The sequence below is a fragment of the Actinoplanes cyaneus genome (assembly GCF_016862095.1).
GTDB classification, from domain to species: Bacteria; Actinomycetota; Actinomycetes; order Mycobacteriales; family Micromonosporaceae; genus Actinoplanes; species Actinoplanes cyaneus.
Window position 1 is genome coordinate 139,076 of record NZ_BOMH01000007.1, and the last position, 13,749, is coordinate 152,824.

Consider the following 13,749-nt stretch of genomic DNA (forward strand, 5'->3'; position numbering starts at 1 on the left):
CACCGGCCGCCGGTGACCACCGGCGGCCGGTGCGCGATCATGTCAGACCGGGTCTTCGCGAGAGAGAGGGGTGAGCGCCGATGGCGGATGTGCCGGGACGTCCCGACTGGAGCGCTTTGCGCGGCATGATCGCCGACCTCAACAAGGCGACCGCCCAGCTGCCCGACATCCAGAAACGCATGCTCGCCGTGACCGGCACCGCCTGGTCGCCGGATCGCATGATCAAGGCCGTGGTCGGTCCGCGCGGTCACCTGCTGGAGCTGGAGATCGATCCACGCGTGCTGCGCCAGCCGAACTCGAAGGCGCTGTCGGCGAGCATCGTGCAGACCGTGCGCACCGCGATCGAGGACGCCGGTCGGCAGAGCACCGAGGTGATGGACGAGGCGCTGCCCAGTGACCTGCGGGCGCTGGGGTCATCGGCCACCCGGGACTTCGTCGGCAGCCACGACGCCGACGTGCGCAAGCGGCTGGAGGACGACCGTGGGTGAGTTCGTCGAGATCCGGACCTCACCGGCCGAGATCATCAACATCGCCCGTTCCCTGCGGGACAAGGGCGAGGCGCTCGAGCAGGCGGCCAAGCGGCACGACACCGACATCGCGGCCCGGGAGAAACGCGGCGACGTCTTCCCCGCCGACGACGAGTTCAGCAACCAGTTCGAGCCGCAGTACCACGGCGCCACCACCGACGTCACCGGCGCCGGCTCCACCGCGAACCTGGCGCTGCGGGCGGCCGCGGTGTTCTGCGGCACGCAGTTGAAGACCATCGGCGACTACGTCGCCACCGCGATGGCGTCCTACGACGCCACCGACCAGCAGGGCGGCACAGACATCGCCAAAGCGGGTCAAGCCGGGTAGATGCAGTGACGACGAGTGGCGGGCCGGCCGGCTCGGGAGTGTGCTGTGTCCGAGGGTGACGACCACGAGGTCCTGACCACCATCCTCGACTGGTTCTCCTCCATCGAGGAGCACATTCCGGGAGCCCGGAGCAAGGTCGGCGAGATCATTCTCGGCCCGATCCCCAAGGGCAGCGCCAACCACATCTACGACCTCGCCGACCAGTGGGGCGAGCTGGCCCAGACGCTGAACGACGCGTACGAGGACATCGCCCGGTCGGCGAACGGCATCCTGGAGAACTGGTCCGGCGACGAGGCCGCCACCCAGTTCTCCCAGCAGTGGTTCGAGTATGTGTCAGGCCTGCGCCAGGTCACCGAGGGCGCCGGCCAGATGCAGAACGGCGTGCAGAAGTACGGCCTCGAAGTCGAACTGATGAAGTTCATCGCCGCGGTCAACCTGATCATGCTGGCGGTCGGGCTCGTCCAGCTGATCATCGCGGCGTTCGGGACGTTCGGTGGTGCGCTCGCCGGCGTGCCGCCGCTCTACGCGGCCTGCCGCACGGCTCTGCTCAAAGCCGCGTCGACGGCCATGTCGAAGATCGCCGCGATCTCGCTCAAGATCATGCTGAAGTCGATGGGCCAGCTCTTCAGGCGGCTGCCCGGAGCGCTGGCCCACGAACTGCCGAAAGCCCTGCCCAAGGTGATCGGGGCCGGGCGCAAGGCCTTCCCCAAGCTGCTCGCCCCGGCGGCCAAGAAGCTCGCCCCCAAAGTGCTGGCCAAAGCCGCCTGGAAAGGGCTGCGGAACCTGACGCCGCGTCAGTTGATCGCCCGGGGGATCTCCCGGGGCGTCGCCGAGAAGCTGGCGGCCAGGGAGCTGCGCGGTCTCGCCCGTAAAGAGCTCAGGAATACCCTGAACAGGCGGACCCGGCGCCTGCTGCAGAAGGAGCTGTCCAAGGAGATCCGCGGGCAGCTCCTCAAGAACTGGGGCCGGAAAGGCGCGGCCGAGGCACTCGAGAAGAGCGCGCTCAAGAGCGTCGGGAACCTGTCGGCGAAAGAGATCCGGCAGATGGCCACCCAGGCCGCGGCCAAGAAAGGCCTCAGCGCCGAGTTCGGCAAGTACGTCGGCACCCGCGTCGCCTTCGGCGGCATGTTCATGGGCGGCACCGACATGCTCGGGCAGACCCTGCAGGCCATGTCCGGCAACCGCGGCGACTTCGACCTGGCCCACATCGGCAACAGCGCCCTGCAAGGCGCGGTCTTCGGCGCCGGCATGTTCGGCGGCCCGGTCGGCCACGCGGTCGGCGGCGCGCTGGCCGGCGGCAGCATGGCCTTCGGCACCGAGATCTACCAGGTCGCCCACGGCCAGGACGGCATCAACTGGCACAACGTCGAACACGGCGCGGCCGAAGGTGCCAAGGCGGGCATCATCTTCAGCGGGCAGACCCACCTCGAGGGCGCGCGCGGCCACATGAACCTCGGCGGCCTGAAGATCGGCGAGACCGTGCACGTCCTGCCGGGCGCCAAGGAGGGCACGTTCACCGTCGAGTCGGCGCGCTCGCGGCACAACGAGAACCTCACGCTCACCAGCGACGGCCAGTTCTCCTTCAACAGCGACCGCAAGGGCGGCATCTTCCGCGAGAGCGCGAACTTCAACGACTCGGCCGCGTTCGGCGGCCGGCCGGAGCAGCTGACCCCGGCGGCCGCGTCGTCCGGCACGACCACCGCCGCCGGCCCACGTACCGACACGCCGACGCCCCGCACCGACATCCCGGACCGATCCGACAACGGTGCCCGGCAGCCGGAGACCGGCGGGAACCGGTCCGGCACGCCGGCCCAGCACCGGGTCGCGGTCGACGGTGGCGACGGGCCGCCTCCCGGCGATCACACACCGGCTGCGCCGGATCACGCGACCAGCGACCGGCACGCGGTGGACGGCGCGGGCGACAGGTCCGCTCGTGGGGACGATTCCCTTTCCCGTACGGACGAAGCCCCGCCCGTCTCCCGCGACGGCGGTGGCGACGGACCGGACGGTGCGGCCACTGTGGATCGTGTCGGCGCCGGTGATCACGGGACTGCCGGCGAACGTGGCTCATCAGGGGATCGTTCGGGTGCGGGGGCGCACGACGGAGCCGGCGATCGGGGAGCGGCCGGCGGCGCGCGGGACGACCTCACCGGAGATCGCGGCGGGGCCGGGGATCGGACCGATGCCGGGCATGACGGCGTACGGGAAAACGGTCGTGATCGTCATCTCGCGGATCGGGGAGTCTCCGGTGACCGTGCGCTGACCGACGGATCGTCGCATCGCCCCGGCGGGGACCGGATGGTCACCGAGCGGCCCGGATCAGACCATCTGACCTCTGATCGGCCGTTGTCCGATCGGCCGGCGACCGACCGGCTGGTGTCCGATCGGCCGGCGACCGACCGTCCCGGATCCGAGCATGCCGCGTCGGATCGGCAGCCTCAGGATCGGGCCGGGTCGGATCGGCGAGAGGTGGAGGCGGCGCCGTTCGGCCGATTGGGCGAGACGGCGGCCCGGCACGGGGTGGACGGGGCGCGGCCGCGCGAGGAGTCGCCCGCGGTCCGGGACGGGCGTGCCGGCGGCGATCATCCGGCGCGTTCCACAGAGGAGCCGCGATCCGGGCGGGAACTCGACGGCGGCGACCGGGCCCACGACGACGGCACGCCACCGGACGGGCCGCCGCACGACCCGACCCCGGAACACCCCGGCGACGACCGGATGGCCTCGAACGGACACGAGACCGGCGTCGACCCGTCCCCGGACTCGATCCGGCAGGGCACCGTCCGGTTCCGCGAGCACCCCGAGTTCCCGCGGCTCATGCGCGAGCTGGAGGACGCCGGCTTCGAGGTCTACGAGACGGACGGCCCGCACCCGGAGACCGAGTACCGGCACGTCTACGACGCCAAGGGCAAACAGTTCGTCCGGATCGACAAGCGTATGCGGGTCATCGAGAACATGCGCTTCCTCGACTTCGAGCACGAGGTCGGGCACGTCCGGCAGATGGAGGACCGCGGCCGCTTCCCGGACGGGCCGACCTGGGGCACCAACGCCGAGAAGGAAATCGCGCCGGGCAGGTACGTCCAGGTGGGCGGCAAGCCGATGATCATCGGCCCGCGGATGCCCATCGTCGAGTACCACGTGCGGCTGCAAGAGGTCGTCCGGCTCGCGGAGAACGGCGTGGACCGGCCGATCCTCGAGGAGCACATCAAGGGCCTGAGCGAGTACGCCTCGGAGTACCGGTTCCAAGTCGAGCGCAAGCCGCACAGCAACAAGGCGGAGTTCGCCGGCGCACATTTCCCGGACATCCCCGCGCTGCGCGACCAGGTCGACGCGATCGCGGCCGGGCTGCGCGGCGAGACGCCCACGGCGCAGGCCCATGACCTGCCGGGGCATACGGCCGGACGCGACGGGACGGCGGCCGAGGGTCCGCTGGCCAAGAGCGGGGAGAACGGTGGCGAGCAGGGCGAGTCGGATCGGAGGATCCCGCCCGGGGGCGCTCACGACTCCGGTCTGCCTTACGACTCCAGCCCGGCCCATGACTCCGGCCCGGCCCACGACTCCGTTCCGGCCGATGATCATGGTCTGGCGCGGTACGACGAGCCGGTGGCGCCCGAGGTGTTGCGGGTTCGGGAGATCCTGCGGGGCGAGGGCGTTCCGGAGCACCCGGCCGACGTGGTCGACAGGCATCCGTCCACGCGGACCGGGCATCCGCCGGCCGAGGGACTGAACCAGGATCGGGTCGCCTCGCAGTTGCGGGCCAGGACCGGGCCTGAGCAGTACGGCGACTGGGCCGCCCACCATCTGGCCGAGCACACCGGGTCCGGCGGGTTGCGGCCGAAGTCGCCGGCGGAGATCGTCCGGACCGTGGACCACCTCGCCGACCAGGCGCTGGAGCAGGTTCAACAGCCGGTCGGCGAGCCGCGCGCGCCGCGGGGCGGCGGCCACGAGCCGGGCCGTCCGGAGCGGGATCCGCAGCGGCCCACGCCGGAACGCGGCGGACGCGAGGACGCCGCGCGGGACGAGACACGGCGCGAACACGAAGCCCGTGAGCAGCAGGAAGCCCGGGAGCGGGAAGCACGTGAACGGGAAGAGGCTCGTGAGCGTGAAGCGCGCGAGCGTCAGGAGGCTCGGGAGCGTCAGGAGGCGCGGGAGCGGCAAGAAGCGCGGGAACGGCAGGAGGCGCGGGAACGGGAGGCTCGGGAGCGCGCTGAGGCGGAGGACCGGGCTCGGGCCGAGGAAGCCGCGGCCCGGGATCACGACTCCGCCGGGCATGACGAGCCCCGCGCCCCGCACGACGGTGGACCGCCGCGTGATCCGGATGCGCCGCGGCAGCCGGGGGAGCCCCGGACGTCGTTGCGGCACTTCTTCTCCCCCGAAGCCGAGGCGAGTCCGCAGTTCAACGAGGCCGTGCAGCGGGAGTTCGTCCGGGAGTTCGCCGGGCGCGACTTCGCCGGACTGGACCTGCGCGTCGACAAGGTCAGCGCGGGCAGCCGCGGGCTCGAGGTCGACCTGTCGGTCATCGATCCGGCCAGTGGCGAGAAGGTCGGTGACATCACCCGCCGGTTCAGCCTGGACGGGACCTTCGAGGTTCAGCACCTGAACTTCGACCTTCACGCGGATTACCAGAACAACGGGTTCAGCAGGGCGTTCAACGGTCACATGGAAGGCTGGTACGTCGAGTCCGGTGTGGACCGGATCCTCGTCCAGGCCGGCAAGTCAGTGGGCGGCTACGCCTGGGCGCGTGCCGGTTACGACTGGCACCTCACGTCCGACTACCAGGCCCGGGAGGTGATCGGCCGGCTCGGCAAAGAGGTCCGGCTGCTCGACCGGGACCTCAGCTCGCTGATCAACGCGACCGTCCACGATCAGCCGGAGACCGTCGACTACCTCGTCGCGAAGCACGGATACTCGGATGCGGCCTCGGCGATCGAGGGCATGCGGCATCAGCTGGACGAGGCGAACTCGCTGATCGACCGGGCGCGGACCAGGCCGTACCGAAGCGAAGGTTTTCCGACGCCCCAGGAGATCAGCCAGGTCGGGCGCACCGATCAGACCGGGCGCGGGGCGACCTGGGTCGGCAAACGGGCGATGCTGGGCGCGGGCTGGCACGGGTCGAGGGCGCCGGAGTTCCACCCGGAGGCCCCGCTGCGCGGGGAGCCGAAGCCGCCGGTCCACGTCGAACCGGAGGCGCGTCCGGCCGAACCGATCCGGGATCATCGAGAGCCGGACGGGCCGCCACCGTACGGCGAGCCTCGGCGTCCCGACGAGCCGATCCGGCACGAGGAGCCCCCGCGTTCCGAGCAGCCGGCGCGGCCGGACGAGCCGTTCACCGACGAGCAGCAGCGCGCGATGGAGGCGCGGTTCCGGGAGGCTTTCGGCCCGTTCGGCGACGAGCCGGCCGTGCGTCCCGAGACGGAATCCGCACGCCCGGACGTACCGCAGAATCGGTTCGAGGACGCGGCGACGCCGCGGGACGATGCGCCGCGCAACAGGTTCGACGAAGCGCTGAACCCGCAGGACGATGTCGCACACGATCGGCCGGGAGACGCGCACGAGTCGCGGAACGAGGCGGCGCCGGGGCATCGGCCGTACGAGGGTTACCGCGACGTCGAGCGGCGAGCGCTGGACGAGCGCCTGGGGGAGACCTTCCGGCCGTCGCGCGAGGAAACCGAGGCGGATCCCTGGGAGCGCGATGTCCAGGCCGCCAGCGAAGACGCTCTCAGCGTGCTGAACCCCGGGAGCCACGAGCCGGCCCGGACGGCGCACGAGCCGACCGTTCACGAGCGCGAGCAGTGGCAGCGGGAACAGGAGGCCCGGGACCGGGAGTGGGCGGAGCACCAGCAGCGGGAGCGCGAGGCCCGGGAGCACGCCGACACCCTGCGGGAGCGATTCGAGCAGGAGGCTCGGGACGCCCGCGAGGAGTGGGACGCGGCGCGCGATCCGGAGGTGCCTCCGGCACGGGAGCACCACGCTCCCTGGCTACCGGGGGAGACGCCGAACGTCACCGAGATGATTCCGCACAACGCCGAGCACGCGGCGGCTTGGAACTCCGCGATCGGCGACGCGTTCACCGCGAAGTTCGACGGCAAGCTGTTCGGCCGCGGCGACATGCGGATCGAGCTGATGGACTCCCGGCACCGCAACTTCGACCTCGACCGCGGCGCGGTGTGGACCGAGCCGAACCGGGTGACGGTCAAGTTCATGGTGAAGTCGCACGACGGCAGCATCGCGGGGCACGGATCCTGGGTGTTCGAGCGTGCCGCCGACGGCGGCCTGAAGGTCACGAACGACGCCCTGTTCCTGGACAAGCACGCTCAGGGGCACGGTGTCGCCAGCGACCTCAACCGCTTCATGGAGGACTGGTACCGGCAGTCCGACGCGCCCCACATCACGATCGAACTGCACGCCGTGCGAAAGGGCGCCTACGCCTGGGCGCGCGACGGCTACTCCTGGGCTGTACACGGCGGCGGCGAGGTGATGACGGCCCTCCGCGGCCAGATGGCCGAGATCGACCGCCACCTGTCGAGACTGAACAGCCTCGGCGAGGACGCGCTCCAGCCGCTCTACGAGAAGTTCGGCGGAAACTCCCGCGACCAGCTCGCTCAGCAGATGGCGGATCAGCGCCAGGAGGCCTCGGCCCTGGTCAACCGCGCGGCCGGGGTCAAGGCGGGAATCCTGCCGGCGCGGGACTACCCGAGCGCGCAAGAGGTCCGCTATGTCGGTTTCAACGGTCAGCGTGGCCCGGATGCGCACTGGGTGGGCAAGGACGCGCTGCTCAACGGCGGCGACTGGCATGGATCGAAGGTGCTCCGCGGGCCGATCACGGCGTCCGCAGTGGACGGTGACTTCCACGGCCATGCCCGGGACGTCGCCGACCCGGAGACCGTCCGTGCCCTGGCCGAGCCCGCGCTCGAGGCGCGGATGCCGATCGACGCCCGCTACACCGTCGACGTGGTGCCGGCCGACAGCCTGCCGGACGGTGCGGTGGCCCGCTCGGTGCCGGTCGACGCCGCGGGCCGGGATCTGCCGGACGGGCACCTGCCACCGTCCGACGGCGGCTACCGGATCGAGGTGTCGGACCGGGCGAGCGACCTCGCCGTGCCCCGCGCGATCTCCCACGAGGTGTCCGAGCTCGGCGCGATCGAGCAGCGCGCCCGCGACGGCCTCGACCTGAGCGGGCCCGACACGTTGCGCCCCGGCGAGCACGTTCCCGGGCGCGAGCTCAGCCCGCACGACCTGGGCCGTCTCGCCGAACGTGACTACCTGTCGGAGCTGGCGCGGGATCCGGAGCACGCGGCGTACGCGCGAAGTGAGCTCGACGCCCTCGACCGGCATCTCGGACTGGCCGGCGACGATCCGGGCTCGGCCGCGCGGCGGGAGCTGATCGGTGATGCCCGCCCGGGAACGGCGCGGCCACGGGACACCACGCCGCTGCACCTGCTGGCCTTCGACGACACCGCGGGCGGCCCGATGCAGCACGGCACACTGCGGCAGCTGGCGGCCGCGCTCGGCGCTTCCGGCGACCACGTCGGGCTGCGGATCCCCGGGATCGAGGGCGGTGAGCTGAGCCCGGGCGTGCGGGGCATCCCGGCCGACCCGATCCCCGGCATCACCGGCCGGATCAGCCCTCTGCTGCGTCCCGATCACCTGCCCGCGGACACCGACGTGCTGATCGGTTACGGACAGACGGCCGGTGTCGCGGAAGCTCGACGGGACGCCTTCCCGGACGCCCGGGTGGTGCAGATCCTCGACACGATGCCGGTCGACCGGGCGCACCTGGACGTGATCGCGAAGGCCGACGTGGTGATCGCGATGGGCCCGGAGGTCGCGCACGGACTGCGGACCGCGCTGGAGTCGCACGGCCGGCAGCCGGTCCCGCCGGTGCACGAGGTGATCCCGCCGATCGACGGTGGCCCGCCCCCGCCGGTCCGCGACCCGGGCTCGGGCGGCTACCGGGTGCTGGTCGCCAACGACGACTTCGGTGCGCACGCCGAGGCTGCCGAGGCCGTCCGCGAGCTGCGGAACCAGGGTGTCGACGCCCGGCTGCGGATCGCCATGCGCGACGCCGATGACACCGCTGCCACCTGGCACCGGCTGGCGCTGTCCGACATCGCCGGGGCCGAGGTGGATATCGTGCGCCTGCCGGACGATCCGGCTGGTCGGCGCGAGTTGTGGCACGGCGCCGACGTGCTCCTCGATCCGCGCGGCACCGAGGCGCTCGACCCGGCGGTGACGTCCGCGGCCGGGCACGGCGTGCCGGTGGTGGTGCACGCGGAGAGCGGCGCCGGGCGTCTGCTGTCCGATCCGCTGCGGGCGACCGACGGATCAGGATCGGTCACCGACCGCGGCGGCTTCGCCGACCATCTGCGCCGTACGATCGATGATCTGCCCGCCGCCCGCGACCGCGCCGCGAGCCTGCGCCTCGACCTGATCGGGCAGTACAACGCGGAGACCGCGGCCCACGCGGTGCACGACGCGATCAGCGGGCTGGGTGACCGGGTGGCCCGGGTCGACGACGCCACCTGGAACCGCACCCTGGATCCGCGCGAGGTGGTGCTGCGTAACAACGACGGCGTACCACCGGCCGAGGGCGTCACCACGGTGATGACGGTCTGCACCGAGTACAACTCGACCGCCGGTGGCGTGATCACCGCGAACCGCGAGCTGAGCGAGAGCTTTGCCGCGGCCGGCGCCGACGTGTACGGCCGGGTCACCCGGGTCGACGAGGGCGACTTCGCCCTGACCCGGGCGGAGACGGCCGAGGGCATCCACGTCCGGGGTGTGACCGAGGTCTGGGGCGTCACCGACCACAAGGGCGGGCCGGACACCCGCGCCATGTCGATGCTGCTGGAGAACCTGCCGCCGCACGTCGACGTGCTCGTCGGCAACTCGCGGTTCGGCGGCGGCGCGGCCCGGATCCTGCAGCAGCACATCTATCCCGACGCCGCGTACGTGCACGTGCTGCACACCTCACCCGAGGTGCTGGACGCGGTCCGCGGCAACCCGGCCGAGGGCCGCGCTCACGCCGACACCGAGCGTGCCCTGATGGAGGGCGCCGACCTGGTCACCGGCATCGGCCCGCTGCTCGGCGCGGAGGCGGCGCGACTGGCCGGCTCCGGGCAGCCCGGCCACCCGCCGGCGCACACCATCATCTCCGACATGCCGCGCATGCCGGGCGATCCGCCGGTGCGCGGCCCCCGGGACGGGTACACCGTCTACGTGCAGGGCCGGGCCGGCGACCCGATCAAGGGTGTCGAGTTCGCCGCCGGGGTGGTCCACGACTTGCGGGCGGAGGGTCACGACGTACGCCTCGTGGTGCGCGGCGCCAAGGAGGCCGAGCTGGCGGGCATGACGGACCGGCTGTCCAAGATCGCCGGGCACCCGGTCGAGGTGCGGCCGTTCGTCAAGTCCGGCACCCCCGAGGGCAAGGCCGAGCTGCTCAACGACCTGCACCACGCCGACCTGGTGATGATGCCGTCCATCCAGGACGGTTTCGGCCTGGTCGCCAGCGAGGCGGCCCGGGCCGGGATCCCGGTCGTCGCGGGCGAGGGCACCGGCGCCGGCATGTTCTTCGGCGATCCTCACTACGTGCCGCACGAGCTGGGCGGGCTCGCCACGGTCCGCGATCACAACACCGTTCAGGCGCTGCTCGACGCGGTGCACGCCAAGGTCGGTGACGCCGACACGATCAACCGCGAGCAGGTCAAGGAGATTCTGACCGGGGTCGACGGAGCGCGCCGGGACGCCTGGCTGGGCCACCTGCGCACGGTCCTCGACGGCCTCGACCAGCAGCACGACCGGGCCGCGGCGCTCCGCGACCACCTGCACCGGCGCTTCGAGGTCGGCAGCGCGGCCCGCGGTGTCCTGCAGATCCTGCGGGGCGAGCCCCTGCCGGAGGCCCCGATCGGCCGGACGCTGCACGGTCCGGAGGCCGCCAGGTCCGCTGTGGACGAGGCCGCCGCGCCGGCCCGGGTGGTCGCCGAGGCCCAGAATCCGATCACGGTACGGCCGGAGGACCCGCCCGCCCCGCGACCCGAACCTCCGCGCCCGCCCGCGGACGAGCCGCCGCACGCCCCGGCCGGCTCCGGCGAAGCTCCGTCCTCCGACGGCGCGCACCAGAACCCGGGGCCGGACGTCCCGCCGGCCGGCAGTGGCCATGACTCGGCCTCGGGGTCGGACGTGCCTCCGGTGGACGGTGGCCATGACTCCGGGGTCGCGCCGGAGCCCGGCGATCCGGGCCGGGACGCGCACTGGACCGAGCGCCGCTGGGAGCAGGAGGGTCGCCGCCCGTCGTTCGACGAGCTCATCCCCGAGACCGACACCGAGGCCGGTCGCTGGTCGGGCGCCATCCACGACGAGTTCGCCCGCAACCTCGAGGGACGCGACTTCGGCGGCCTGCGGGTCCGGCTGGACGAGTCGGGCACCGCGATCAGCGCGCACCGCGGCGAGGTGGTCGTCCGGCTGCGAATCCACGACGCCGAGGGCAACCCGGCCGGCAGCGTGGAACGTCAGTTCATCCGCGAGGAGGACGGCCGCCTGATCGTCCGCCACACAGCCCTGGACCTGCACACCGAGGCGCCCGGCTTCGCGCCCGAGTTCAACCGGCACATGGAGGACTGGTACCACGAGTCCGGAGTCAGCCAGATCGAGGTCCATGCGGTCGGCCGGGACGCGTACGTCCAGGCTCGCGCCGGCTACGACTGGCACCCGGACAGCGGCTCCGACCACGTCGAACCGATCCTCAGCGAGCTGCGCGTCCGGGTCGAAGGCATCGATCAGGCGCTCGACCGGCTCCACGACGGCACGGCCGATCTCGGCGAGCTCGGGGCCCGCTTCGGCGGCGAGACCCCCCAGGAGGTCGTCGCCAACATGCGCCACGAGCGCGACGCCGGCCAGAACATCCTGAACCGGGCCGAAGCCGGCTTCGGCACTGCCGACTACCCGACCCCGGACGACATCGCGACGGCCGGCGCCCGCGACGGACACGACATCTGGCTGGGCAAGGAGACTCTGCACGGCCAGGAGTGGACCGGCGTCAAACCGATCACCGACACCGGCCCGCAACATGCCCGCGGCGACGCCCCGACTCGCCTCTCCGGCCCGGAGATCGCCGATCGCCTGCGGTCCCGTCTCGGCGACGACCTCGCCGACAGCATCGGCCGCCTCGCCGATGATCCCGCCGGCACCGATCTCGGCCGGTTGCTGAACACTCCCGAGGCGGTCGATCGGACCGGCGCGGTGCTGGCCGAGCTCGCGGCCGGCGAAGCGCTCGGCCCCAGCAAGGGCTGGCTGGAGAAGTTCAACCAGATCAACCCGGGCGAGGGCGAGCTGTTCCGGCGGTTGGACCCCGAGGTCAACCACGGCCGCGACGGGGAGCTCCGGACGCGTGAGTTCGCCGACGCGGTACGGGGTGAGGACCCGGCCCGCGACGTCGGTGTCCGACCCGACGCAGCGCAGCGTGCTGCGGTGGACGGCTATGCCGCCCGGTTGGGACGCGACGTCCTTCCGGTGGCCCGGCAAGAGGCACGGGACATCGCCGGTGAAGTGGTCCGGCGGACCGGCGAGCGCGTGCGGTTGTCGTTCGATACACGCGATGCCGCCTCCCTGCACGCCGAGGTCAAGCGGATCGCCGAGGGCAGTTGGGCGGAGCCGAAGCGCCCCGACGCGCGGGTCGGCGATGTTCACGACGCGGTCCGGATACACGTCACCGCGCCGGACATGGCGACGCTGCGCACCGTCTACGACCATGTTCAGGAACGGTTCGGCGCCGGTGACGGCGGCCGCATCCTGCGTGTCGACAACACGTACGCCGAGCCGCGGCCCGGTCTTCGCGCACCGGCCGAGCGGGCGATCTCGCTCATCGTCAAGGTCGAGGCCGGGGGACTCTCGCACACCTACGAGTTGCGGCTGATGACCGAGCGGGCGGCGGTCGCCGCCGACCTCCGGTCCGTGTTCGACGATAGGGCACCGCAGGGGCAGACCCGCCTGGCCGACCAGATGGCCCGGGAGGCTGCCGCCCTCGACCAGCTGGAGTCCCGCGCCGAGACCATCGCTGACGTGAAAACCCGCGCGGCTGCCGACGCTGCCGAGCAACAGAAGAAGCGAGACGCTCGACAGGAAAAGGGGGAGCAGGCATTCGAGGGCGCCCTTGCGAAGGACGCTCTGCAGAATTACCCGATGTTCTCCGGCCTCGATGGTCCGACCAAGGGGAAAATCGTCACCGCGTTGAACAACTGGCCGGGAGGTGTGGCCGCGGAACAGCGGACGCGGATCATCGACTGGGCCATCGGCAGCGCTGACGGCAACGCTCGCCGTTTCGCTAACGATGTCGAGTTCGCCGTTCAGAAGCTGAAGGACACGGCCAAGGCTTACCAGAGGCCGGCCGCGGGTGGGAATCCTCAAGAGGGAAATGGGGCGCCGGCGACGGGGCTGCCTAAGAAGACCTCGCAGAAGCTCGCGGCTGAGACGTTGTCCTCCGCTGAGGGTCTTTCCCGGCTGAGCGCCGAGCTGGACGCCGATGTCCGATACGCCAAGAGCCACTTGCACATGACCGAGCTTCCGGGAGCCGTCCATCCGGAGTTGGTCGACGCGCGAATCTCTGAGATCGGCTACCCACCGTGGGAGATGCCCGAGGCGGAGGCTTACCACGCGCACAAACATCTGAACGACATCCCGCCCGAAGATCAATTCGACGGACACCCGATCGATGTCTACAGCCGTAGCCTCGTGAAGACGATGCTCCTCGGTGAGGTCACCGTTGAGCCACTCCCCGGTGGCCGGGCGGCAATCACCTACACCAGGCCGATTCCGGACAGTAAGTATGTGGCGTTGGTGCGGGCATATCGTGACGTTGATGGCTCATTCGTCGTCGCCACCTACGGGAAGGAAGAGGTCTGA

The 13,749-nt window shown here is 71.7% G+C and carries 3 protein-coding genes; all 3 read left to right on the forward strand.

What is annotated here, in order from left to right; translation table 11 throughout:
* Positions 1-80 precede the first annotated feature (80 nt).
* From Acy02nite_RS05055 to Acy02nite_RS05065, 3 genes are read left to right on the forward strand one after another with little or no spacing between them, the layout of a single operon-like run.
* Positions 81-488, forward strand: a complete 408-nt coding sequence (locus tag Acy02nite_RS05055) for a YbaB/EbfC family nucleoid-associated protein (RefSeq protein ID WP_203738606.1) — start codon at positions 81-83, stop codon at positions 486-488.
* The gene (locus Acy02nite_RS05060; RefSeq protein WP_203738607.1) at positions 481-855 is read left to right on the forward strand and encodes a hypothetical protein; all 375 of its coding nucleotides are present in this window, start codon (positions 481-483) and stop codon (positions 853-855) included. The genes Acy02nite_RS05055 and Acy02nite_RS05060 overlap by 8 nt, the downstream gene beginning before the upstream one ends.
* 45 nt (positions 856-900) lie before the next feature.
* Positions 901-13,749: a WXG100-like domain-containing protein gene (locus tag Acy02nite_RS05065; RefSeq protein WP_203738608.1), complete on the forward strand. Its 12,849-nt coding sequence runs from the start codon at positions 901-903 to the stop codon at positions 13,747-13,749.